Source organism: Streptomyces sp. NPDC002785 (assembly GCF_040295565.1).
Taxonomy (GTDB): domain Bacteria; phylum Actinomycetota; class Actinomycetes; order Streptomycetales; family Streptomycetaceae; genus Streptomyces.
Genome location: NZ_JBEOVN010000040.1, coordinates 20799 through 44645, shown reverse-complemented (window position 1 = coordinate 44645; position 23847 = coordinate 20799). Strand labels below are relative to the sequence as shown.

Sequence of the window (23847 nt, the reverse complement as noted above, 5' to 3'; positions counted from 1 at the left end):
CCGGGCTGTGGCCCGGTCCAGGCGCTCGCCGCCGCGCCAGGCCAGCCGGTACGCGACGAGGTCGCCGAGTACCGAGGCGGTGGCCGCGCACAGGATCAGGGCGAGGAGGGAGGGGACCTCAGGCACTTGCTCGGCGGCGCGCGTAGCGGAGGTCGCACCTGCGACGGTCGTCGAACCGGCGGTGGCTGCCGTGGCAGCGGCGATCACCAGGACTCCACTGGGCAGCACGGGCAGAAAGACGTCCAGGAGCACCGAGATGGCGACCACGGCGTAGATCCATGGGCTGCCGGTCAGCGCACCCACACTCTCAAGCACCTACTACTCCCCGATCAGGAACAACGCCGCGACGTCGCAGGGGAGCGGCAGGAGCGGCAGGGCCAGCTGTACAGCGTACGCCTGAGGCTCGTCCGTTGATCTACAAATACGGACGATGTTGGAAAGCTCACGTACGCCCGGAATGGGAAGCGCAGGTTCCGGGCGTACGAGGAATGGCCCGTGGGCGGAAGAGCCGGTTCGTGCGGATCGGGCCGCTGTGGCCGTCACGCAAGCCACAGCCGTCAGACCGTAACGGCCGGTGCCTGTTCGCGTGCGCAGTCCTCGCCGCTCTCCGCGCCGCCCCGGCTGAACAGCCGGTCCAGAGCCAGCGCGCCGGGGCCGGTGAAGACCAGCAGGAGGAACACCCAGCAGAAGACGGCCGAGGGCTCACCGCCGTTCTGCAGCGGGAAGAGCGCCTCGGGCTGGTGGACCTTGAAGTACGCGTACGCCATGGAGCCGGAGGAGATCAGGGCGGCGATGCGGGTGCCGAGGCCGAGCGCCACCAGGCTCCCGCCGACGAGCTGGATGACCGCCGCGTACCAGCCGGGCCAGGTTCCGGCGGGTATGGAGCCACCGCCCATCGCGCCGCCGAGGACGCCGAAGAGGGAGGCGGCGCCGTGGCAGGCGAAAAGCAGGCCTACGACGATCCGGAACAGGCCGAGGGCATAGGGCTGAGCCTGGTTCAGACGTGTGTACATGGGGGGAGAGCTCCTTCGGTCTGGTGGGGACGTGAACCGATTGAGTGCCCCAGGTTAGGGAAACCTCACCAATGCTTGCAAGTTCAACATTCTATCGACTGGCTGAAAGTCGTCCCACGGTTGCCGGTCAGAGGCTGGGCCGGCACCGGCTCCAGCTGCGCACTTTTCTTCGTCGCCTTGGCCTGAACCAATGTCGGCGCAGCTTTCCGGCCATGCAGGGTTCACAACCGCTGGGCCGGCACCTTGTTTTAGCCCGCGTCGCGTCGGCCGCCGGCCGCCGGCCGCAGACGCGGGCGCCGGGGATCGAGTTGTGCCAAGGGGAGCAGGTCAGCCGAAGGGCGCGCGCCTCGGGGGCGTTGCCGGGCACCCCCGGCGGGCCATGCGGGATCCGCGATGTACACATGGTGCGCATCGCCCGACAGCACGCATATGGTCGCCGGAGCGTCCAGACCCCGGCCCGCCTGCCGGATCAGCTCGGTCAGCTCCCGGAAGAAGCCGGGAAAGGCCGCCCAACGTTCAAGGTCGGAGCGCTGGGCGCAGCTTCTCGCCGAAGCGCACCCAGCGCCCCTCGGGCCCGCCGCGCCCGCCACGGCACAGCGCGGCGGTCCACTGCTCCGCGTCGTGGACAAGCGGCGGCAGGAGCCACGGCGGCGAGGCGCCGATCAGGAGACGGTCGTGCGAACCGGGGTCGGCAAGGGCCTTCTCACGCACCCGGCGCGCCTCATCGGCGTCGAGCATCGACCGCCGCTGCTCGTCGAGCTCGCGGGTCGCGCGGGTGTCCGCCATCAGCAGCCGTACTCGGCCGAAAACACGCCGGTGGCTCCCGCGCGTACGGGTCGGTTCGGCGTCCGACTCGGCGGCGAAGCGGCGCAGCGTACGGAGCCATGCGGCGTGCACGGCTCCGTACGGTACGGAACGACGGGAGAGGGCGGGCCGGTTCCGCTCAGCGACTCCCGGCTCTTCGGCGGGGGGCCGGGCGCGGTTGCCCGGCGTGGTCTTCGCCGTGTCGTTCAGCAGCCGTTCAGTACGGACTGCAGGGCGCTCTTCTCGGCCGAGTCGACGCTCAGGTTGTAGTAGTGCTTCACATGCACCCAGGCGCGCACGTACGTGCACCGGTACGCGGTGCGTGAGGGCAGCCAGGTGGCCGGGTCCTGGTCGCCCTTGGACTGGTTGACATTGTCCGTGACCGCGATGAGCTGCGGGCGCGTCAGATCGTTGGCGTACGCCTGCCGTTGGGCAGTTGTCCAGCTGCTGGCTCCCGATCGCCAGGCCTCGGCGAGCGGGACCACGTGGTCGATGTCCAGATCGGATGCGGCGGTCCAGGTGGCGCCGTCGTACTCCGAGTACCAACTGCCGTTGACGGCCGCGCAGCTGGAGTCCTGCGTCACGTTCGTGCCGTCCCGCTTGAGGACGACCTCACGGGTGTTGCAGGTGCCCGACTGGGTGATCCAGTGCGGGAACTTGTCGCGGCTGTAGCCGGTCGACGAGCCCTCCGGGGAGACGGTCAGCCCGCTCAGATAGGTACGGGCGGTCGATGCCGAGACCGGGGTGGGCATGGCCGCCTGGGCGGTGGGGGCGGTGAGCAGTCCGGTGGTTGCGGCTAGGGCGGCGGATGCGGCGACGACAGCGATGCGACGCGCGTAGACACCTGACATGTGAACTCCCTTGATGTGGGGGGACCTTGGAGGGGCGGCCCGTGGGGCACGGCCATCGTGGCGGCGCCAGGTTTCCGTGGGGTGGGCGCCAGGTAACAGAGTGGCGACATGGGCACGTCACATCAAGAGTTCTGACGAACAGGGCTGGGGCATGGGGGCGTACGTCCGCATCTGCGCGGGCGTACGTGCAGAGGCACCGACAACGCGGCGGCGGGGTGGGCCGATTCGCGCAGGTGGTCCGAGCCGGGCCGGCCATAGGGTTACGGGGTGCTGCTACCGGTGAACATCACGCTCGGGGTCGTGCTCGCCCTGCTGCTCGCGGCGGCAGCCACCGTCGCCGCCCTGGCCTCGCTCGGCCGGTCGCGCGAGATCCTGCTGGCCGGGCTGCGGGCCGCGGTCCAACTTGCCGCGGTTTCCCTGCTCATCGGCTGGGTGGTCCGTTCGCTGCCGCCACTGCTCGCGTTCGTGGCGCTGATGTACGCCGTGGCAGTACGGACCGCGGGCCGCCGGATCACCCGCAATCGCACCTGGTGGTGGGCCGCTCTGCCGATCGGGGCGGGGGTCGCGCCGGTGGTCGCCCTGCTGCTGCTCACCGGACTCGTCCCGGTCCGGGGCATCGCGCTGATCCCGGTGACCGGCATCCTCATCGGGGGTGCGCTGACGGCGACCGTGCTCGGCGGGCGGCGGGCGCTGGACGAGTTGACGACCCGGCGCGGGGAGGTGGAGGCCGGTATGGCGCTCGGGCTGCTCGACCGTGACGCGAGGCTGGAGATCGCCCGGCCCGCGGCGGCGGATGCGCTGCTGCCGGGGCTCGATCAGACGCGGACGGTGGGGCTCGTCACCTTGCCGGGTGCCTTTGTGGGCATGCTGCTCGGTGGCGCCTCACCGGTCCAGGCGGGGGCCGTGCAGCTGTTCGTACTGGTGGCGCTGATAGCCGTTCAGGCGGTGGCCGTCGCGGTCGTGCTCGAACTGGTGGCGCGGGGGCGGCTGAACCGGGACTGAGGCCCGCTGCCGGCGGACCTGGGCCCGCCGGGGCAATGCAACTAGCGCGCGCTGATGTGCAGCCGGATCGAACCGTCGGCCGCCACTTCCACCCGGAGCTGCGTCAAGTCCTCGACGTGCGCGTCGGGCGAGAGCGCTGCGGCCCGCGGGCCGACGCCCACGACACGCATGCCCGCAGCCCGGCCGGCCGCGATGCCCGCCTCGGAGTCCTCGAAGACGACACAGTCCGCCGGGGCGAAGCCCAGCTCGGCCGCTCCCTTGAGGAAGCCCTCGGGGTCCGGCTTGCTCGCGCCGACGCTCTCGGCGGTGACGCGGGTGACCGGCATCCGAAGGCCCGACGCGGTCATCCGGGCCCGGGCCAGCGCCTCGTCGGCCGAGGTGACCAGGGCGTGCGGGAGCCCGGCGATCGCGTCCATGAAGGCGGGTGCGCCCGCGATCGGGGCGACGCCGTCGGTGTCGGCGGTCTCCTCGGCGAGCATCACCCGGTTGTCCGCGTAGTTCTGCTCCATCGGGCGGTCCGGGAGGAGCACCGCCATCGTGGCGTACCCCTGTCGCCCGTGAACCACCTTGAGTGCGGCCTCCGGGTCGAGCCCCTCCTGCAGTGCCCAGCGCCGCCAGCAGCGCTCCACGACGGCGTCGGAGTTCACGAGGGTGCCGTCCATGTCCAGAAGGAGGGCGCGGGCTGTGAGGACGGTGGCCGGCATGGGCGGGCTCCAGAGCGCGGGGGAGGCGATGACGCGGGAAAGAGAACAAGCAGCCTCGCCCACCGGTCAGGGAGTGGTGGGCGGAGGCTACTTTGTTCCATCACGATACAAAAACCTGTCCGGGAAAGCCAATCCCTTTCCGGGCGGGGGTGCCGGGCCGAGTGGTCAGGAGCGTCCCCGGCCCGTCGTCTCCGCCTCCAGGGCGCGGCGCGTATGGGGTCCGTACACCCCTGACGGATCGCCCTCGATGGACTTGTACGACTGGTAGACGCTTACGGCGTGCTCGACCTGGCCCGTGAAGTCGCCGTCGTCCCGCCCGTGGAACAGCCAGATCTCCTCCAGTCGGCGTTGCAGCTCTGCCACCGCGGGCCCCTGGTCGCCGCGGCGCAGTGCGGGGCCGGTGAGTGAAGGGGGCGGTGCGGTCGGCGCCGAACGGCTCGCCTGCGGCGTGGGCGCGGGGGGCGAGGCGGCGGAGGCCGACGGCGAGGCGGCGGATGCGGAGGGGGGCGGCGAGGTGCTCGCCGAGGGGGACACGGAGGCCGACGTGGTCGGGGGCGTGGAGGCAGGCCCGGAGGGTGAGGGGGAGGGGGAGGGGGAGGGTGATGCGGAGGCTGAAGCCGTCTCCTCCGCCGGGGAGCTCGCCACTGTGCTCGGCAGGGCCTGTTCCCCGTCGACGTCCCCGTTGCCGCTTCCGTCGAACAGCCCGCCCACGAACGCTGCCGTGCCCACCACCGCGGCCACGGCCGCTCCTACGGCGAGTGCCGCGAAGGGCCGTCGGCGGCGCGGCTGAACGGGATCATCGTCCGGTGCGAAGGCCGGTGCGAAGGCCGTGGCGCCGGGGGCTGCGGCCGGCTCGACGGCGTCCGGCAGCGGGTCTGCCGTCGCGGGGCCGAGAAAGAGCGGCATCGTCGTGGCCGCGTCCCCTGCCGGTCGGTGGTGCTCCTCGTTGTCGGCGGCCGGTGTCTCGTCGCCCCCCAGCGTCACGTACGGCCGGATCCGTAGCGGATCGAAGTCCTCCGCCGCCGCGATCTCAGCCAAGTCGGCCGCCGACCGCTCGGCCCGCTGCTGCTCGGCGGCCCGGTGCTGCTCGGCGACCCGCTGTGCCGCCCGCTCCCTGCACACACACCCAGGGCCTGTCCCGGGCCTTCCGCCCGGACCCGCATCAGGCCCCTGCCTCTCGTCCGGCCTGCTGTCCATACCGCACTCCGGGCACATATGTCCGGTCATTGTGGGCCCCTCCCCTTGAACTGCCTGCGATTATGCAGCCCGCTGCCGGGATGCCCAATGCCGTACCGAAATGCGGTACCCGGTATGAATCCGCTTCGACACCCCAGGGGCCCGTTCACGCAGGTCCCGGCCGAGTCCCGCTCGGCAGGCCATAACCGTGCGGAACAGCCAGGATGGGGATGTAGCGGACCCGAGGAGACGTTCTATGGCCCAGCACCTGAGCCCTCCGGCCCCGGCCGGTAAGGACCGCTCCATGCGCCCGGTCATGGTGGCCATCGGTGCGCTGCTTCTCGGCATGCTTCTGGCCGCACTCGACCAGACCATCGTCTCCACCGCGCTGCCGACCATCGTCAGCGACCTCGGCGGTCTGGAACACCTCTCCTGGGTGGTCACGGCCTATCTGCTGGCGGCGACCGCTGCGACCCCGCTCTGGGGCAAACTCGGCGACCAGTACGGGCGCAAGAAGCTCTTCCAGACCGCCATCGTCATCTTCCTCATCGGCTCGGCGCTCTGCGGCGTCGCCCGGAACATGCCGCAGCTCATCGGCTTCCGGGCCCTTCAGGGCCTCGGTGGCGGCGGCCTCATCGTGCTCTCGATGGCGATCGTCGGCGATATCGCCGCGCCGCGCGAACGAGGCAAGTACCAAGGCCTGTTCGGAGCGGTCTTCGGCGCGACGAGCGTCCTTGGGCCACTCCTCGGCGGCTTCTTCACCGAGCATCTCAGCTGGCGCTGGGTCTTCTACGTCAACCTGCCGATCGGCGTCGTCGCGCTGCTCGTGATCGCCGCCGTGCTGCACATCCCGGTCCGCGGTACACAGCACACCATCGACTACCTCGGCACCTTCCTCATCGCCTCCGTCGCCACTTGCCTGGTCCTCGTCGCCTCGCTCGGCGGCACCACCTGGGCCTGGGACTCGGCGCAGATCATCGGTCTCGCCGTCCTGAGCGTGCTGCTGCTGATCGCCTTCGTGTACGTGGAGCGCCGCGCCGCGGAGCCCGTCATTCCGCTGAAGCTGTTCCGGATCAGGACCTTCACTCTCGTCGCCGTCATCAGCTTCGTCGTGGGCTTCGCGATGTTCGGCGCGATGACCTATCTGCCGACCTTCCTGCAGGTGGTGCACAACATCACGCCGACGATGTCCGGTGTGCACATGCTCCCGATGGTGCTCGGTCTGCTCCTCACCTCGACCGTGTCCGGGCAGATCGTCAGCCGCACCGGCCGCTGGAAGGTCTTCCCGGTCGCGGGCACCGGCATCACCGCGATCGGACTGCAGCTCCTGCACCGGCTCACGGAGACCAGCAGCACCTGGGAGATGAGCATCTACTTCTTCGTCTTCGGCGCCGGCCTCGGCCTGGTGATGCAGGTCCTGGTGCTGGTCGTGCAGAACGCCGTCAGGTACGAGGATCTCGGCGTCGCCACGTCCGGAGCCACCTTCTTCCGCTCCATCGGCGCCTCGTTCGGCGTCGCGGTCTTCGGCACGATCTTCACGAACCGGCTCACCGACAAACTGGCCGCGGCGCTCACCGGCCTCTCACTGCCCCCCGGGGTCAGTGCCGAGGGGCTGGCCGCCGACCCACGCGCCATCGGCCGGCTGCCGCCCGCGTTGCGGCCCGCGGTGCTCCACGCGTACTCGACCTCGATCACCGATGTGTTCGTGTACGCGGCACCCGTCGTCCTGGTCGCCTTCGTCTTCGCGTGGTTCCTCAAGGAGGACAAGCTGCGCGGCTCGGTGACCGCCCCGGAGCCCACCGAGACCCTGGCGTCGAACCCGGTCGAGCGGTCCTCGTACGACGAATGCGCCAGGGCCCTGTCGGTGCTCGCCACCCGCGCGGGGCGCCGCCAGGTCTACGAGAAGATCACCAAGAGGGCGGGGTACGACCTGCTGCCCGCGGCGAGCTGGATGCTGCTGCGCATAGCCCGGCACGGCACGGTCGAACCGGCCATGCTCGCCGAGGTCGCCCCGGTGCCGCTGCGGGTGGTCAGCGAGGCCGCGCGTCAGCTGGAGGAGCGCGGACTGGTCCGGCGCGAAGGCGTACAGCTGGTGCTCACCGAGGCCGGTGCGGAGGTGGTGGTGAAGCTCGCGAAGGCCCGTGAGGAGTCGATGGCCGAGCTGCTGGGCGACTGGTGGGGGCCAAAACGGCCGACCGATCTCGTCAAACTCGTGGCGGAGCTGACCGCCGAGACGAACGGGTCGCGCAAGGAACGGCCCCACAGCCCCGAGCCGAGACGGGACCACGCGGCCGGAGCCGGGTGAGCCGCCCCGTGGGCACCTCCTGCGTTCCATGGCGAACCAGTGCTCCGCCTACAGCGCCTTGGCGAACCAGTGCTCCGCGTACTGCCGTCGGTGGAACGCCGGAACCTCCCGATAGCCGTGCTTGGCGTACAGCCCCCGTGCCTCGACCAGGTCATTGCGGGTGTCCAGCCTGACCGTGCGTACGCCGAAGGCGCGCGCCGCGCTCTCGACGGCCGCCAGGAGCAGCCCGCCGCCGCCCGTGCCGCGGTATTCGGGGCGTACGAACACCCGGGTCAGCTCCGCGATGTCCGCGTCCACCACCAGCAGCCCGGCGCAGGCGGCAGGCTTCCCCTCGAACCGGCCGACGAGAAACTGGCCGGTGGGCGGGGAGAGCCGGTCGGCGCCGTCGTCGGTGAGCCCCTCGTCGATCTCCTCGGCGGTCGCGGGCCGCCCCCAGTAGCGGCTGGCGACCTCGTCGTAATAGTCGCGACGCAGCAGCGCGGCGTCGGGGGAGTCGAAGGGGTCGGGGGCCACGGTCCACGTCATGCCGGTCATCCTGACGTGATCACGATCAGAGGAGCAAACAGATTTGCCGGACCGGCCAGGAGGAACGAACGGATCGGTGGCATACGCAAGCGTTCGGATTGCGGCAAGCGGCCCCGGCGCTCACCGCAGCGACGGCGGAACCACGACCGGCGGCGGAGGCACCACCGGCCGCTGCCGTCGGACCCGCAGCACCAGCAGCACCGTCGCGGCCGCCGCCAGTACGGCCCCGAGCAGCGCCGGCACCCAGACGGGGACGCCGCCCATGGTCAGCAGCCTGTCCGTGTACACCGTGGCCGGGTACGGGGTGTCGGCCTCGGCCGCGCGCAGTTCATGATCGCCGTCGATCCGCTCCGGGTGTGGCAACGACTGCTCGATCGCGGTGACGAACACCGGCTTCCCGCCCGTCACCGCCTCCAGCACCCCAGTGCCGTCCCGTACCAACCGGGGGCGGCTCCATCCGGTGCGCCCGCCAGGACTACAGGCCCGGCTGCTGCGGTGTCGAGGCGAGCTTCGACAGCCGCATCGGGGCTCCCCCTCGATCGACGAACACGGCAGAGGACATGGGAACCACCGATCCGGTTCCGGCGCCGAGGCCCGCATTGGTAGGTCTTTCGGTCATTCTTTCGGAAAAAAGGAGGATGACAGTCAGGCGAAGGGGGGGTTGATTGTGTCTACCTCATAGTGCAATGCGAAGGTTTCCCAGCACGCCCAGGTCGAGGGACGGGCACAGAAACGGCGGGAGGGTCGGCGCAGCGTGGCGAATGTGGAGCACAGTGTGCGCGGAAGTACGGCGACGGGGGCGAGGACCGGGGCTGCCCGGGCTCTGCTCTGGCTGGTCGTGGCCGCACTGGCTGTACGGCAGATGGCGGTGGTGCTACGGCAGCCGCCGGGCGAACGGCTGGCCGATCTGGAGACCTGGATCGGTGAGAACGGTGTCCTGCATGTGACGGGCTCGCTGTACGACAGCGACCGGTTCACCGGCACCCCGTTCGCCGGACTGGTGCTGAAGCCACTGACCCGGACCGCCGAACAGAGCCTGGGCGTCGCCTGGACCTTCGGTTCGCTGCTGCTCGTCGCGGCCCTCGGCATCATCGCCGCCCGCGCGCTGCCGGGCCCGGTCACCCGCCGCACCTCACTGCTGGCCGCCCCCGTCGCGATCAGCCTGCTGATGCTCTCCCTGCCGGTCCGTAACGCACTCCACCTGGGGCAGACCAGCATCCTGCCGGTCCTGCTGGTGCTGCTGGCCTGTTTCACGGTCCGCGGGGAACGCGCCTCGGGCCTCCTGATCGGGCTCGCGGCCGCGCTCCAGCCGACCGTGCTGCTCTTCGCGGTCCTGCTCTGGCTCACCGGCCGCCGGCGGGCGGCGGTTACCGGCGGCGCCGCGTTCGCCGCCTGCACCGCGCTGGCCTGGGCCGCGATGCCGCACGACTCGTGGACCTACTGGGTGCACCATGTCGCGGGCGCCGGGCTCGGCGACAACGCGGACAGCCTGGCCAACCAGTCCCTGCACGGCGCGCTGCTCCGATTCGGCCTGGAGGGCCCGCTCGAAATCGCGCTGTTCGTGGTGCTGGCGGCCACCGTCTGCTACCTCGGACTGCGCCGCGCCGTACGGTACGCGCACGACGGGCAGTTGCTGCTCGCCGTCGCCGTGACCGGCTGCGTCGCCGTCGCCGTCTCACCGACCGCCTGGCAGCACCAACTGCTGTGGGTGCTGCTCGCTGTGGTCGGCCGCGTCGGCAAGCGGGCCTCCGACCGGCTGGTGTGGCCGACGGTCGTGGTGCTCGTGCTCACCCTGCCGGGGAAGATGCTGCTGCCGAACTTGGCGGTGGTCTTCCCCGTACGCGACAACGTGCTGCTGATCGCGGCGCTCGGCGCGGCCTGCGCCGCACCGTTCCTGCCGCGCACCTCGCCGTACTGGCAACAGCCGATCCCCACGGACTACGCGGCCCCGGTCGCGGCCCGCTGGAGCCGCATCCCTCTGCTGCCGTTCTGGCGGCGGGTGCTCAGCCGGCCCAATCTGCTGCTGGAACTGCTCCTGATCAGGGTCGTGTACTCCGCGTACGCACATGTCAGGCTCGCGGCGACGGCAGGACGTGCCACCGCCGAACACCACGGCCGTCAGATCCACTCCCTCGAACAGTGGCTGCACATCGACATCGAGCACTGGGCCAACCACGCGGTCGTCGAGGTCACCTGGCTGAGGGACTTCTTCGACTACTACTACTCGACGTTCCACTTCATCGTGCCGCTGACGATCCTCGGTGTGCTGTACATACGACGTCCCGCGGACTACCGCTGGGTCCGCAGCTCCATCGGCTTCGCCACGATCCTCGCGCTGGTCGGCTTCTGGCTCTACCCGCTGGCCCCGCCGCGGCTGATGCCGGGGCTCGGTTTCATCGACACGGTCCATGGCGTCCAGGACTTCGCGAAGCCGGACTACGGAACGCTGACCTCGATGACCAATCAGTACGCGGCGATGCCCTCGCTGCACTTCGGCTGGTCGCTCTGGTGCGGTGTGGTCATCGTCATGCTGGCCCCGAAGATGTGGATGAAGGCGCTGGGGCTGCTGCACCCGCTGTTCACGGTCTCCGCGATCGTGGCCACGGCCAATCACTGGGTGCTGGACGCGGTGGGCGGCGCGGCCGTCGTCGCGCTCGGCTTCGGGCTGACCTACGTACTGTCGGGGCCGCGGAGGCTGCAGCTGCCGGCCGTGCCTGCGGCGGCGAAGCCGCGGGACGAGATTGTGGTGTCCGTGCCGGGTCCGAGATCGACCGACGATGCGGTGGGCAGCAAGCAGCACTAGAGGCCCAGGTGTATGGCCCTGCGAGGGGCGAAGGGGTGCCGGGACGAACACATCGTCCCGGCACCCCTTCGGCGTGGATCGCCGCCCGATCAGCATCCGCCCATCGGCCCCGGTCCGCCACTCGAACGGCTCAGGGGCCGGTCGCCCCAAGAGCCCAGGTGGTGAAGGACAGCATGGCCATGGACACCACCGTCGAGGCCACCACGGAGTTGCGGGCCACACGAGTGTCCAGGCCGTACTGCTGGGCGTAGATGAAGGCGTTCTGAGCGGTCGGCAGCGCGGAACAGAGCACGACGGCCAGCAACTGGTGGTCCGGCAGATGGAGCAGCGGGCCGCCTACGGCGAAGGCGATCAGGGGCTGGACCAACGTCTTGAGGGCGACCGCCACAACGACCTCCGCGCGCTTCGTACGCACCATGGGCCCGGCAGGCTCCGCGTGCTCCGCCGGACCGTCGGCCGCCGGGCGGCCGTTCAGGGACAGACCCAGCGTGATCAGGGCCGTCGGCACGGCGGCGGCGCCGAGCAGGTCGCAGGAGTGGTCGAGGATGTGCGGCAGCCGCACTCCGAGTGCGGAGACCACGACACCCAGCAACGAGGCCATGATGATGGGGTTGCGGACCGGCATGGTCAGCATCCGCCGGACCACGATGCCCTTTCCGGAGCCCGTCCCCGTGCCCGCGTCCAGCAGCGTCAGGATCACCGGGGAGACCAACAGCACCTGGAACAGGATGATCTGGGCGACGAACGACGCGTCGCCGAGCACCTGGACGGCCACCGGAATACCGAGATTCGAGGAGTTGACGTAGCCGGACGCCATGCCGCCGATCGCCCGGTCGGCCGTGCCGCGGCCGAAGAGCCGGCCGGCCGCCACGAAGCCGAGACCGCAGACCAGCGCCGTACCCGCCGCGAAGGCCACCATCGAGGAGTTGGCGAAGGCGGCCGGCCGGGCTCCGGAAACCATGGTGAACAGGGCGGCGGGCATGGCCACATGGAAGACGAACCTGCCGAGCACGGCTTCCGCCTGTTCGCCGAGGAGACCGCTGCGGCCGACCGCGTAACCGATGGCTGTGAGCGTCCAGATGGGGGCGAAGGCGGAGAGCAGGGCGTGCATGCCCGCCATGATCCTCGCGCTGTTGTTCGTGTCCCGCGCGGGGTTCGGGCGGGGGTGGCGGCTTTGCCGGTACGGACGGAGGGGGCCGGGGCGTGAGGGGGAGGCCCCCGCCGTCCGAAGCTGCCGGAAGCGGTCAGCTCCCGGCGGTACCGACGCCCGCGGCGCTCGTGGTGCTTGCGGCGGTGCTGACCTGAAGCTGCTTGATCCCGTTGAGCCATGCCGAGCGCAGCCGCCGCGGGTCGCCGACCGGCCGCAGGTCCGGCAGCACATCCGCGATCGCGTTGAAGATCAGGTTGATCTCCATCACGGCAAGGGACTTGCCGAGGCAGAAGTGCGGACCGCCGCCGCCGAAACCGAGGTGGGGGTTGGGATCCCGGGAGATGTCGAAGGTCTCCGGGTTCTCGAAGACCTCGGGGTCGTTATTGGCCGAGGAGTAGAACAGCCCGACCCTGTCGCCCTTCTTGATCTGCTGCCCGCCCAGTTCGACGTCCTGGGTGGCGGTCCGCTGGAAGGAGACCACAGGGGTGGCCCAGCGGACGATCTCCTCAGCGGTCGTCTCCGGCCGCTCGCGCTTGTAGAGCTCCCACTGATCGGGGTGGGTGAGGAAGGCGTGCATGCCGTGGCTGATGGCGTTACGGGTGGTCTCGTTCCCGGCGACGGCGAGCAGGATCACGAAGAAGCCGAACTCGTCGGCGGAGAGGTTCCCTTCGCCTTCTGCGGCGACCAGCTGGGAGACGATGTCCTTGGCCGGGCACTCCTTGCGGGCGGCCGCCAGATTCATCGAGTACGAGACGATCTCCATGGCCGCCTCGGTGCCGACCTCCTCGGTGATCGCGTACTCGGGATCGTCGTACGCGGCCATCTTGTTGGACCAGTCGAAGATCCTGGACCGGTCCTCCTGCGGTACGCCGATGAGTTCCGCGATGGCCTGGAGCGGCAGTTCGACGGCGATGTTGGTGACGAAGTCGAACGAACCGTCGTCGTCGGCGGTGGCGAGAGCCGTCTCGACGATCGAGCGGGCGCGGCTGCGAAGGGCCTGCTCCAGGGAGCGTATCGCCCGGGGTGTGAAGCCCCGCTGGACGATCTGGCGGACCCGGGTGTGCTCGGGCGGGTCCATATTCAGCATGATCAGCTTCTGGACCTCGATCTGGTCGCGGCTGATCGACTCGTTGAACCGGATGACCGCGGTGTTGGTGTTGGAGGAGAACAGCTCGGGATGGGTGGAGACGTACTTGACGTCCGCGTGCCGGGTGACGACCCAGTAGCCCTCGTCGTCGAAACCGGAGATACCGGCCGGCTGGGTGCACCACCAGACCGGTGCGGTCTGCCGCATCTGTGCGAACTCCGGGTGCGGAATGCGGTCTTGGAGCAGATCGGGGTCGGTGAAGTCGAACCCTTCGGGCAGATGGGGGCAGGGCATCGGCAACTCCAGGTCGGGCCGAGAGTCGCCCGAACGATGTCTGACGACCCATCAGAAGTTGCCCGAAAGGTAGTAACGAGTTCTACAACTGGCAAGAGGGGTGGTCCGATTTGTTGCGTGAAGAGTGGGTGAGGCAGGCGTGAAGCGGGCGCAAGGTGCGTGCAAGACCCTTGCGTACCGGGGGTAAGCCTCATAAGACTGCTTGCAGAACTAGAACACGTACTAGTGCCGTGAACGGCGATGTCTGCCCCACGGGGCAAAGCTTGCCGGGAGGGGCACTGGTTCCCCCTCCGCGGGCGCCGGGACGCCCCTGCGGAAGTGCGAGGAGAGGACCAGCTCATGGCCGCAGAACCCGTCATCGTCGAAGCCGTACGGACCCCCATCGGCAAGCGCCAAGGCGCGCTCGCCAATCTGCATCCCGCCTATCTGCTGGGCGAGACCTACCGAGAACTTCTTGGCCGCACCGGCATTCACGCCGACTGCGTCGAACAGATCGTCGGCGGCACGGTCACCCACGCCGGCGAACAGTCCATGAATCCGGCCCGCAACGCCTGGCTCACCGTGGGCCTTCCGTACGAGACCGCCGCCACTACCGTGGACTGTCAGTGCGGCTCCTCTCAGCAGGCCTCCCACATGGTGGCCAACATGGTCGCGGCCGGAGTGATCGACGTCGGCATCAGCTGTGGCGTCGAGGCCATGTCGCGGGTGCCGCTGGGCAGCGGCTCCAAGCATGGACCGGGCAAGCCCTGGCCCGACGAGTGGAACGTCGACCTGCCCAACCAGTTCGAGGCCGCCGAGCGCATCGCCCGCAATCGCGGACTGACCCGGGAGAACGTCGACTCGCTCGGGCTGATCTCGCAGGAGCGGGCCGCCGTCGCCTGGGCCGAGGAACGGTTCAAACGGGAGACGTACGCGGTCCAGGTGCCGACCACCGAGGAGGAGCAGGCGGCCGGGCAGGGCATGTGGCGTCTGGTCGACCGGGACGAAGGGTTACGGGACACCACGATGGAGGGGCTCGGCCGGCTCAAGCCCGTCATGCCCACCGCGATCCACACCGCGGGCAACTCCTCGCAGATATCCGACGGCGCCTGCGCGATCATGTGGGCGTCCAAGCGGATGGCGCGCGCGCTCAAACTCAAGCCGCGCGCCCGGATCGTCGCGCAGGCGCTGGTCGGCGCCGACCCGCACTTCCACCTCGACGGACCGATCGACGCGACCCGCGCGGTGCTCGGCAAGGCCGGTATGTCGCTCAAGGACATCGACATCGTCGAGATCAACGAGGCCTTCGCCTCCGTGGTGTTGAGCTGGGCCCAGGTCTTCGAGCAGGACCTCGAAAAGGTCAACGTCAACGGCGGAGCCATCGCGCTCGGCCACCCGGTGGGCGCCACCGGGGCCCGGCTGATCACCACTGCATTGCATGAACTAGAGCGTCGTGACAAGGAGTTCGCACTGATCACGATGTGCGCGGGCGGCGCGCTGGCGACAGGCACGATCATCCAGCGGCTGTAAGACCGACCGGCACATGGGGGGCGGCGTCGCGGGGCTGGGTACGCGCATCTGCCGCGTTTGTCGTCAATCACCAACGCTCCGCGTTGGCTCAATCCTCCGCCTTGCAGCTGCACGCACCCAGTCCCGCTCCTTCTCCCACCCCCCATGTGCCGGTCGGTCTAACGAGGCGCTGTGGAGGAAGTCCCCCGGCCGGGGGCCCACGCCGGTACTGGCGCCGCGCTCCGCTGTATAGCGTCGGCGCTGGTTCGACACGGTCGCCGCGCGGCACTGAACCGGGCGCCCCCGGGGGCGGAGCCGACCGGTCTCCCGGCCGGGTCCACGCCGCCGGGGCGACGGGCGGGTGCGCCCGGTCAGTACCGCACGTGGGTGGGGAAGGTGGTGGTGGGTCCGAACAGTGTGGCGTACCCCTCCTCGTGCTGGCGGCGGTGCCGCCCGGACCGGCTCACCTCGGCGACCGGGGTCGCGAGCGTGAGCAGTCCGTCGTTGGCGAGCTCCTGCACGCGCATCAGCAGGGCCCGTACATCCAGACCGAGTTCGGCGGCGACCGTCTGTACATCGAGGCCGGACTCCCAGCTCCACAGCAGCACGGAGTCCATGCTGGGCGACCAGACGACCGTGTTCTCCACCTCGACGGACGGCACAGGAAGAGTGGGCGGGGTCGGCGGCGGGGCGGGCGGTGGCGTGTCCAGTGGCGGCACGATCACCTCTTCGCGCGGATTCGGCACGGCGATCTCGGGTGCGGAAGGAGGGGCGGCCACAGCTTCCCTCGCCGCTTGCGAGGTTTGGCTCAGAAGCTCCCCGGCAAGGGACCGGGCGTCACCGCGGCCCACCGTGCGTCGCGCCAATCGCACTTCGCGTTCGTTGAGGCCCATCATGTCTGCGATCGAGCCGTCGTCGCCGACTGTGACGGCGAAAGCCGCAAGCGTCCTGCTCCGCTCCGCCTGCGCCTCGTCCAGTAACGCCTGCGCCAGTCGCATGCGTTCGTCGCTGGCGCAGAATGCTTCCGCCAGTACGGTGTTCCGATCCCAGAATTCTCGAGGTTCCACGTACGTGACAACGCTCCGGCGGCTGACGGGAACGGACACCCGAGCAAAATGCGCCTAGATGGACCAACGCTTTATTAGGCTGGCCAAGTTATATGAAGTTGAAGCTTTATCAAGTGTTGACCCGTGTCGGGGCGTGTCGAAAGCCCCGACCGGCCCCAGTGGTCGTTGCGACACCCCAGCTCAGGGGATGCAATGGAGCGGCTCGTCCGGGACAGGGGCAGCTACTGCCCCGGGTTGTGGAGGACCAAAGGCCCTGCGGGAGTCCTCACTCGCCGGGAGTGTCGAATGTGACCTGGGCCTCGAAGGCGGCGCGGCGGGTGGCCCGGCGCAGCGCCTTCAGCAGCGTCGCGCCGATGGTGAGGGTCAGTACCACGGTCAGCGCGGCGCGGCCCAGGTCCCAGCCGAGCGATGTGGCCGTGCAGTACGCAAGGAAGCGAACCAGGTTCTCCGGCAGCGGGTCACCCGGCTGGAAGGAGATCCCCGAGCCGAGCCCGAGCACGGTCGTCCAGCCGTACAGGTTCATCACCGTGCCGTACGCGAACGCCGCCAGGAACCCGTACACCGCGAGCATCAACAGCTCCGCGCGCCCGCGCAGCCGGTCCGGTCCCGGCAGCAGGCCCGCGCCCATCGTGAACCAGCCCATCGACAGCATCTGGAACGGCATCCACGGACCGACTCCACCGGTGAGCAGCGCGGACGCGAACATCGTCACCGAGCCGAGCACGAAGCCGAAGCCGGGCCCGAGCACCCGGCCGCTCAGCACCATCAGGAAGAACATCGGTTCCAGCCCCGCCGTGCCCGCGCCCAGCGGACGCAGCGCGGCGCCGACCGCGGCCAGCACCCCCAGCATCGCCACCGCCTTCGCGTCGAGGCCGGAGTCCGCGATCATCGCGACGACCACGCCGACCAGCAGTGGCAGCAGCGCGGCGAACAGCCACGGCGCGTCCTGGGAGTGCGCCAGACCGGAGTCCGCACCGGCCAGCAGCGGCCAGCCGAACGCGACCACACCGATCGCACTGATGAGGACGAGCGCGGCGATCGCGCGCGGTCCGAGACGTATCGGTCTGCCTCCGCGCCCGCTCATGACCCGGACTCCAGCGCACCGCGCACCTGTGTCACGGTCAGCCACTCCTGCGGGGCGAGGATCTTCGCGGTCTGCGGGGCGAACGCCGGGGAGGAGACCACCACCTGGCGGGTCTCCCCGTCCGCGACGGTCTCCCCGTCGGCGAGAATCACCACCCGGTGTGCCAGCTCGGCGGCGAGTTCCACATCGTGCGTGGCCAGGACGATCGCATGGCCCTCGGCCGCGAGACCGCGGAGCACCCCGACCAGCCGGGCCTTCGCCGCGTAGTCCAGGCCGCGGGTCGGCTCGTCCAGGAGCAGCAGCGGGGGCCTCGCGGTGAGCACGACGGCCAGGGCGAGCGCCAGACGCTGGCCCTCCGAGAGATCACGGGGGTGGGTGTCGTCCGGCACGCCGGGCAGCAGCTCGGAGACCAGGGCCCGGCAGCTGCCCGCTGCGGCACCCGCATCGGCGTCGGCCGCGGCGCACTCGGCGGCGACCGTGTCCGCGTACAGCAGATCGCGTGGTTCCTGTGGCACGAGCCCGGCCCGGCGCACCATCTCGCGCGGCTGGGTGCGGTGCGGTGTCCTGCCGCCGACGAGGACGGTGCCCGTGGTGGGTTCGATCATGCCGACGAGCGTGGCCAGCAGGGTGGATTTGCCTGCCCCGTTGCGGCCCATCAGAGCGACGGTCTCGCCCGGGGCGACGGTGAGCGTCACCCGGCGCAGCGCCTCGACGCGTCCGCGCCGTACGCCGAGACGCTCGACCCGGGCGGTGGCATCGACGACGGGCTCGGGAGCGGCGGCGGTCGTCCGGGCGCCGCGGCCCAGCAGCCGGGCGAGGGCGCCGCGCCGCGCGGGGGCGGTGCGCAGCGGGGCCACGGCCGCCCCGGCCGGCCCGGGCGACGGAGCGGGCGGCTGTGCCTGCGCCAGCCGCTCGCGCAGGTCCGCCGCCCGGCGCCGGGCATCGCGGACCGAGAGCGGCAGCGGCTCCCACCCCGCCAGCCGGCCCAGTGCGACGACCGGCGGATGGACCGGGGAGACGGCCATGATGTCCGCGGGCGCGCCCATGACCGCAGCGGCGCCCGGCGACGGCAGCAGGACGACCTGGTCCGCGTACTGCACCACCCTTTCGAGCCGGTGCTCCGCCATCAGGACCGTCGTGCCCAGGTCGTGCACCAGTCGCTGGAGCACGGCGAGGACCTCCTCGGCCGCGGCCGGGTCCAGCGCGGACGTCGGCTCGTCGAGGACCAGGACCTTCGGGTGCGGGGTGAGGACCGAGCCGATCGCGACCCGCTGCTGCTGGCCGCCGGAGAGCGTGGCGATCGGCCGGTCGCGCAGCCCGGCCAGACCCAGCAGATCGAGGGTCTCCTCGACCCGCCGCCGCATCACATCGGGGGCGAGGCCCAGTGACTCCATCCCGTACGCCAGCTCGTCCTCGACCGTGTCGGTGACGAAGTGGGACAGCGGGTCCTGGCCCACCGTGCCGACCAGATCGGCGAGTTCGCGTGGTTTGTGGGTACGGGTGTCGCGCCCGTCGACCGTGACCCGGCCGCTCAGCGTGCCGCCGGTGAAGTGCGGTACGAGACCGGAAACGGCGCCCAGCAGCGTCGACTTGCCGACCCCGGACGGGCCGACGAGCAGCACCAACTCGCCCTCGGGGATGGTCAGATCGACCCCACAGAGGGTGGGGCGCTCCGTCCCCTCGTACTGCACCGAGACATGCTCGAACCGGATCACTGGCTCTCCTTGGAGTTCGGGGCACCCACCGGGGGCGGCACGGGCGCCACCACCGCGGGCAGCAGCCCGATCAGCACCCCGGCCGCGGGCCACAGCGGAAGCACCGGCGCGGTCAGCGGTACGACTCCGGGGCGCAGCGCCTCCGCGTCGACACCGCCCGCCCAGATCATCGCCACGGCCACGACGATTCCCGAACCCGCCACCAGCCAGGCCCGCGCACCCCACCGGTCGGGCCGGTAGCGGGTACGGACCGAGCGGGCCCCGCCGAGCCGCAGCCCGGCCATCGCGGCGACGAGTCCGGCGATCAGCAGCGGCAGTCCGTACACCGCACCCTGCGCGGCCAGCAGGCCGTAGGTACCCGCGCACACTCCGAGCAGCCCGCCGAGCGTGAGGACGTTCGTGGTGTGCCGGACAGCGGGCGGGACCTGCGCGGTGCGCCCGTATCCGCGCGCGTCCATCGACGCCGCCACCGCGACCGACCGTTCCAACGCGCCCTCCAGGACCGGCAGTCCGATCTGGAGCACCGCCTTGATGCCGCCGGTCGGACGGCCCCGCAGTCGCCGTGCGGTGCGCAGCCGCGCCACATCGGCGACCATGTTCGGCGCGAACGTCATCGCGACGACGACGGCGACCCCCGCCTCGTACAGCGCACCCGGCAGCGACTTCAGCAGCCGGGCCGGGTTGGCGAGCGAGTTCGCCGCACCGACGCAGATCAGCAGGGCGGCCAGCTTCGCCCCTTCGTACAGCGCGAAGAGCAGCTGCTCGGCGGTGACCCGGCCACCGATCCTGACGCCCTTCGCCCAGTCGGGCAGCGGCACTTCGGGGAGCGTGAACACCGGATGCGTACCGGGGATCGGCGAACCGAGAAAGATGGAGAAGACCAGCCGCACACCGACGACGAACAGCCCGATCTTGATGAACGTCCCGTACGAGCGGGCCCACGGCGCATCTGTCCGGCGCGCCGCGACCACATAGCCCGCCACCCCCACGAGCAGCCCGAGCAGCAGCGGATTGGTGGTCCGGGACGCGGCGGTGGCGAGGCCGAGCGCCCACAGCCACCAGGCCCCGGCGGGCAGCGCGTTGCTCCGGGTCGCCTCGGGGGCGCGCGGCGGGCGGCGCAGCCGGACCGGGCCGCTGGTCGAGGCGGTCATCCGCGGCGGCGGCGGGCCTGCACGACTGCGGCTATGCCGAGGAGGAGAACGGCGCCGACACCGACGAGCACCCCGGCGGACGGACCGCCACCGGAGCCGCCCGAGCCGGTGGCGGCGTCGGAGGTGGCGGCATCGGAGGCCGCGGACGCGGCAGGCGTCTCGTGTCCGTTGCCCGAGACCTGTTCGCCGCAGCCCGAGCCCGGATAGCCGGATATGGCACAGAGCAGCGCGTCGCTGCTGTAGCGCAGCGGCTTGGCCACCGAGGCGAGAGCCTCCGCGGTGCTCGCGTCCGCGGCGACCCGCGCGCACACGGTGCGCAGCGCGGGCGGTGTCTCCCCGGCCGGGGCGTCCGCCGCCGTGCCCGGGTCGATGACCAGCGCGACCCGCTTGGTGCCGTCCTTGGCCGGGGTGTCCGCGCAGATCTCCGTGAAGCCGGGGGAGCGGCGCGGCTTCGCCGAGTCCTGGGAGTCCTCGCTCACCGAGAACCGGAAGCCCTGCACCGCGCCGTCGTCCGGCCGGACCAGGGACGGGCCCTGGGTGGCGTACGTCCAGTCGGTGCCGGAGCCCTCCCAGAACGACCAGTACCGGTACCCGGCCGCCTGAGCCGTCCCCGTGCCGAGCACGGCCAGTACGGCGCCCAGGACCACCAGGAGAGCGGCGGCCCTTCCCGCCCGCCTCACAGCTGCTGGTTCTTCCGGCGGCCGCTGATCAGGAAGCCGGCGCCCGCACCGACGACGAGGCCGATGCCGACGAACCACCACACGCCGCCGATCACGTCGTCCCCGCTGTGGACCTGGTCCTTCTCCGTGGGCACGTACCCGGTGTCGGCGGACGGGTCGGGCGTCGTGATGGCCGCGGGGGCGGGACCGGTCGTGTTCAGCTTGTCGACCAGGTCGACGCCGCCGAAGTCGCGGGCGTCGGCGCCGGTCGCATGCGCGGCCAGGACCAGCTGCGCGTAGGCGGCGGGACCGTTCTGCGCGGCCCAGGCCGCGGAGTTCTTCTTCAGCCAGGCCACGGCCTTGGCCGCCTTGTCCTGGTGGCCCGCGGCGGACAGCGCGACGACCGCGTCCGCGGTGTTGCCGAAGTCGGGCTGCGGGGTGGAGTCGGCGGCGCCGGGCATCGGCGCCAGGTTGAGATGACCGCTGGTCGCGAGGGTGCCCGCGAGGAAGTGGGCGCCGTTCTGTGCGGTCTGCTCGGGCGTGAGACCGGACCCCGGGTGGCAGTTGGGCGCCTTGACCGCGGCGTTGTTCCCGACGGCCAGGGCCTTGCCCATCGTGCCGAGCACGGCGGCGGCGGTGGCGTCCGCGTTGGCGGTGAGCTTCCCGGCCTTGTCGGGCTGGTAGGCGAAGGCGCCGCCGTCCTTGCTGCCGCACGGGATCGCGAGCGCGAGCAGCGGGTCGTAGGGGGTCTTGCCGCCCGGCGTCGTGATGTCCGCGATCCGCTGGCCCTGCCGGGCAAGAGCGCCGATCACCAGCGAGGTGGAGTTGGCATCGCTGGGCGCGCCCGCGGTGTAGCCCCAGCCGCCGTCCTCGTTCTGTACGGACTTCAGCCAGCGGACCGAGTTGTTCACGATGTCCCGGTGCCCGCCCACCTCGACGAGCGCCTGGACGGCGGCCGCGGTGGCATTGGTGTCCAGCACGGTCTTCTCGGTGCACGGCTGGGAGACATCGGCCCGGTACGCGGCGTAGGCGCCGTTGCCGCACTGCTGGGCGATCAGCCAGTCCACCGACTTCGTCGCGGGCGTGACGCCCTCGACCCGCTGGGCGAGGAAGGCCAGCGACTGCCGCCAGACACCGTCGTAGGTGGGGTCCTTCGTGCCGTACAGCCCGGACGGCAGTGCGGCGGACGGCGAGGGCGAGGGGGACGGCGCCGCGACCGCGACCGGGGCAGCGGCCGCACAGAGCACGGTGGCGGTGACGGCGAGCGTTGCTGCGCTGCGGCGTACGGTCATGGCGAGCGGGGCCTCTCCTGGGGGAACCGGGCACAGGCACGCTCAGGCACCAGGCTCCGGCTCCGTATACCTCGACGGTGCCGACCACCGGGGTTCCGGTGGTGCGAGCCGGTCACGACCGCGGACAGGGCATTCCGACTCACCGTCGCCGACGACGGTTCACGGCTGCGTGGTCAGTGCCGGATTCGCACCGGCTTCCCCCTGAACGGGCATGATGACGACTCGCACACTGTACCGGGCGGGTCCGGACGGCCTCCGGGCCGGGAGGAGCGCCGACGCCCGCCCTCCCGCCCGCCCGGGCGGGGGCCCCGTCACACTGCGACGTACGTCACGGGCTCGCTCCCCGCCACCGCCTCCGCACACCCCAGCTTCACCAGCCGCCGCAGATGCGCCTCGGCCTCCGAGACGGCGATGTTCCGTGAGCCGTGCGGGATCTGCTCCCACGGCCGGTTCCACTCCATCCGCTCGGCCAGCTCCCACGGCGTGAGCGGTGTGGCCAGTAGCCCGAGCAGTCCGGTCAGCCGCTCCTCGTGGTGGTCCAGGAGTTCCCGTACGCGCCCCGCGGCATCCGCGAACGCGTACTGATGGGCGGGCAGCACTTCGGCGACCCCGAGCCTGCCGATGCGCTCCAGTGAGTCGAGGTAGTCGCCAATGGGGTCTCCCCTGCCCGAACGCAGCTGAGCGCTTGGGGAAGGGTCGGTCACGGTTGCGTCGTCCGGGTCCTCGTACAGCCCGATGTGCGGACTGATTCCCGGCAGCAGATGATCCCCGGAGAAGAGCCGGCCACGGCCCGGCAGATTCCTCGGATGCTCCTCCTCCAGGTGCAGGCAGACATGGCCGGGCGTGTGCCCCGGCGTCCAGATGGCCCGCAGCTTGCGGCCTGCCAGACCGAGAAGTTCACCGGGAACGATCTCCCGGTCCGGAAGTGCCGACCGCAGTCCGGGCAGGGTGCGCATCCGGCCTCCCTCGGCCGCGGCGGCCCGCAGTGGCGCGAGATGCTCCTCGGGCGCGCCGACCGCCGTCAGCTTCGCCGCGAGGTACGTCAGCCAGGTGCCCGGCCGGGACTCGCGGGTGCGGCGCACGATCGCCGTGTCCGCCGCGTGCATGGCGATCCAGGCCCCGGACACCTCGCGCACCTGGCCGGAAAGGCCGTGGTGGTCGGGGTGGTGGTGGGTGATGATCACGCCATGGATGTCGGCGATCTCCGTTCCGACAGCGGTGAGCCCGGCGGTGAGGGTGTCCCAGGCCTCCGGGTCGTCCCAGCCGGTGTCGATCAGGACAGGACCGCGATCGGTGTCGAGGACATGCACGAGGGTGTGACCGAGCGGGTTGTCCGGGATGGGGACCTTGATGCTGTGTACGCCCCCGCCGTGGTCGGTCACCTGCGTCATGGGTTCCCCGTCTCTCTCCGTGGCCTGCGACGGTGCTGCGCCACGCCCACTGTAACGAGAACTCGTTCCAGTAGTAGCCCAAGTCGACTATCAGTTTCGGGTCGGTGGTGCCGCGAGGGCCCGGCGCGGCGTCGTTCGCCTGCGCTTCGCGCCAAGTCGTCATGTTCGCGAGGCCGGACGGGTGGGCGTCTCGGGTGATGTCCGATCCGTGGACTCCTGGAACTGGAACTGGTATCAGTTCTGACAGGCAATCAGATAGCGCGCCGGTTCGCGGGAGGCAGCAGCC

The 23847-nt window shown here is 70.9% G+C and carries 19 protein-coding genes, 2 pseudogenes and 1 riboswitch; of the genes and pseudogenes, 4 read left to right on the top strand and 17 right to left on the bottom strand.

The features are described from left to right. The 4 genes and pseudogenes from ABTZ94_RS13050 to ABTZ94_RS13035 form a co-directional block, all read right to left on the bottom strand. Positions 1-315 (bottom strand): annotated as a pseudogene (locus tag ABTZ94_RS13050) (hypothetical protein); the annotation flags it as partial. Between the two features lie 242 nt (positions 316-557). Beyond that, the gene (locus tag ABTZ94_RS13045) at positions 558-1013 is read right to left on the bottom strand and encodes a DoxX family protein (RefSeq protein WP_351200458.1); all 456 of its coding nucleotides are present in this window, start codon (positions 1011-1013) and stop codon (positions 558-560) included. Between the two features lie 83 nt (positions 1014-1096). Beyond that, a pseudogene (locus tag ABTZ94_RS13040) lies at positions 1097-1919 on the bottom strand (alkaline phosphatase D family protein); the annotation flags it as partial. A 104-nt stretch (positions 1920-2023) separates the two neighbouring features. Continuing rightward, positions 2024-2668, bottom strand: coding sequence for an HNH endonuclease family protein (locus ABTZ94_RS13035; protein ID WP_351200456.1), 645 nt, complete (start codon positions 2666-2668; stop codon positions 2024-2026). Between the two features lie 267 nt (positions 2669-2935). Between ABTZ94_RS13035 and ABTZ94_RS13030 the strand changes: the two genes are divergently transcribed. Further along, positions 2936-3670 (top strand): ABC transporter permease, encoded by a 735-nt coding sequence (locus tag ABTZ94_RS13030; RefSeq protein WP_351200454.1) that lies wholly within the window; start codon positions 2936-2938, stop codon positions 3668-3670. 41 nt (positions 3671-3711) lie between these two features. Here ABTZ94_RS13030 and ABTZ94_RS13025 read toward each other — a convergent pair whose 3' ends face one another. Together ABTZ94_RS13025 and ABTZ94_RS13020 are read right to left on the bottom strand one after the other, a co-directional pair. Beyond that, complete coding sequence (locus tag ABTZ94_RS13025) at positions 3712-4374, bottom strand: HAD-IA family hydrolase (protein ID WP_351200452.1); 663 nt, start codon at positions 4372-4374, stop codon at positions 3712-3714. Between the two features lie 165 nt (positions 4375-4539). After that, positions 4540-5601, bottom strand: a complete 1062-nt coding sequence (locus ABTZ94_RS13020; RefSeq protein ID WP_502967233.1) for a peptidoglycan-binding domain-containing protein — start codon at positions 5599-5601, stop codon at positions 4540-4542. A gap of 205 nt (positions 5602-5806) precedes the next feature. Here ABTZ94_RS13020 and ABTZ94_RS13015 point away from each other — a divergent pair, with 205 nt between their 5' ends. Next, positions 5807-7855: an MFS transporter gene (locus ABTZ94_RS13015; protein ID WP_351200448.1), complete on the top strand. Its 2049-nt coding sequence runs from the start codon at positions 5807-5809 to the stop codon at positions 7853-7855. 48 nt (positions 7856-7903) lie between these two features. Here the strand turns inward: ABTZ94_RS13015 and ABTZ94_RS13010 are convergent, their stop codons facing one another. Both ABTZ94_RS13010 and ABTZ94_RS13005 read right to left on the bottom strand, forming a co-directional pair. Continuing rightward, positions 7904-8380 (bottom strand): GNAT family N-acetyltransferase, encoded by a 477-nt coding sequence (locus tag ABTZ94_RS13010; RefSeq protein WP_351200446.1) that lies wholly within the window; start codon positions 8378-8380, stop codon positions 7904-7906. Between the two features lie 120 nt (positions 8381-8500). Continuing rightward, on the bottom strand, positions 8501-8800 hold the full coding sequence (locus tag ABTZ94_RS13005; protein ID WP_351200444.1) for a hypothetical protein: 300 nt from the start codon (positions 8798-8800) through the stop codon (positions 8501-8503). Positions 8801-9134: 334 nt separating this feature from the next. On the opposite strand from ABTZ94_RS13005, the gene ABTZ94_RS13000 reads away from it, so the two are divergent. After that, the gene (locus ABTZ94_RS13000) at positions 9135-11183 is read left to right on the top strand and encodes a bifunctional glycosyltransferase 87/phosphatase PAP2 family protein (protein WP_351200442.1); all 2049 of its coding nucleotides are present in this window, start codon (positions 9135-9137) and stop codon (positions 11181-11183) included. 130 nt (positions 11184-11313) lie between these two features. Here ABTZ94_RS13000 and ABTZ94_RS12995 read toward each other — a convergent pair whose 3' ends face one another. Next, positions 11314-12294 carry an AEC family transporter gene (locus ABTZ94_RS12995; protein ID WP_351200440.1) on the bottom strand — a complete coding sequence of 327 codons (981 nt, stop codon included), beginning with the start codon at positions 12292-12294 and terminating at the stop codon, positions 11314-11316. Between the two features lie 133 nt (positions 12295-12427). Beyond that, the gene (locus ABTZ94_RS12990; RefSeq protein ID WP_351200438.1) at positions 12428-13714 is read right to left on the bottom strand and encodes a cytochrome P450; all 1287 of its coding nucleotides are present in this window, start codon (positions 13712-13714) and stop codon (positions 12428-12430) included. Positions 13715-14053: 339 nt separating this feature from the next. On the opposite strand from ABTZ94_RS12990, the gene ABTZ94_RS12985 reads away from it, so the two are divergent. After that, complete coding sequence (locus ABTZ94_RS12985) at positions 14054-15223, top strand: steroid 3-ketoacyl-CoA thiolase (protein ID WP_351200436.1); 1170 nt, start codon at positions 14054-14056, stop codon at positions 15221-15223. 350 nt (positions 15224-15573) lie between these two features. On the opposite strand, the gene ABTZ94_RS12980 is transcribed toward ABTZ94_RS12985, so the two are convergent. From ABTZ94_RS12980 to ABTZ94_RS12950, 7 genes are all read right to left on the bottom strand, one after another. Further along, positions 15574-16200: a hypothetical protein gene (locus ABTZ94_RS12980; protein ID WP_351200434.1), complete on the bottom strand. Its 627-nt coding sequence runs from the start codon at positions 16198-16200 to the stop codon at positions 15574-15576. Positions 16201-16534: 334 nt separating this feature from the next. After that, the gene (locus ABTZ94_RS12975; protein WP_351200432.1) at positions 16535-17353 is read right to left on the bottom strand and encodes an ECF transporter S component; all 819 of its coding nucleotides are present in this window, start codon (positions 17351-17353) and stop codon (positions 16535-16537) included. Further along, positions 17350-19068 carry an ABC transporter ATP-binding protein gene (locus tag ABTZ94_RS12970; RefSeq protein WP_351200430.1) on the bottom strand — a complete coding sequence of 573 codons (1719 nt, stop codon included), beginning with the start codon at positions 19066-19068 and terminating at the stop codon, positions 17350-17352. The genes ABTZ94_RS12975 and ABTZ94_RS12970 overlap by 4 nt, the downstream gene beginning before the upstream one ends. Continuing rightward, on the bottom strand, positions 19065-20219 hold the full coding sequence (locus ABTZ94_RS12965) for an energy-coupling factor transporter transmembrane protein EcfT (RefSeq protein WP_351200428.1): 1155 nt from the start codon (positions 20217-20219) through the stop codon (positions 19065-19067). Before ABTZ94_RS12965 ends, ABTZ94_RS12970 begins: the two co-directional genes overlap by 4 nt. Continuing rightward, positions 20216-20899: an SCO2322 family protein gene (locus ABTZ94_RS12960; RefSeq protein WP_351200426.1), complete on the bottom strand. Its 684-nt coding sequence runs from the start codon at positions 20897-20899 to the stop codon at positions 20216-20218. The genes ABTZ94_RS12965 and ABTZ94_RS12960 overlap by 4 nt, the downstream gene beginning before the upstream one ends. Next, positions 20896-22170, bottom strand: coding sequence for an SCO2321 family membrane protein (locus ABTZ94_RS12955; RefSeq protein WP_351200424.1), 1275 nt, complete (start codon positions 22168-22170; stop codon positions 20896-20898). The genes ABTZ94_RS12960 and ABTZ94_RS12955 overlap by 4 nt, the downstream gene beginning before the upstream one ends. A gap of 127 nt (positions 22171-22297) precedes the next feature. After that, a riboswitch (cobalamin riboswitch) is annotated at positions 22298-22371 on the bottom strand. 110 nt (positions 22372-22481) lie between these two features. Then, complete coding sequence (locus ABTZ94_RS12950) at positions 22482-23561, bottom strand: Strvi_7410 family MBL fold metallo-hydrolase (protein WP_351200422.1); 1080 nt, start codon at positions 23559-23561, stop codon at positions 22482-22484. Between the last annotated feature and the right edge of the window lie 286 nt (positions 23562-23847).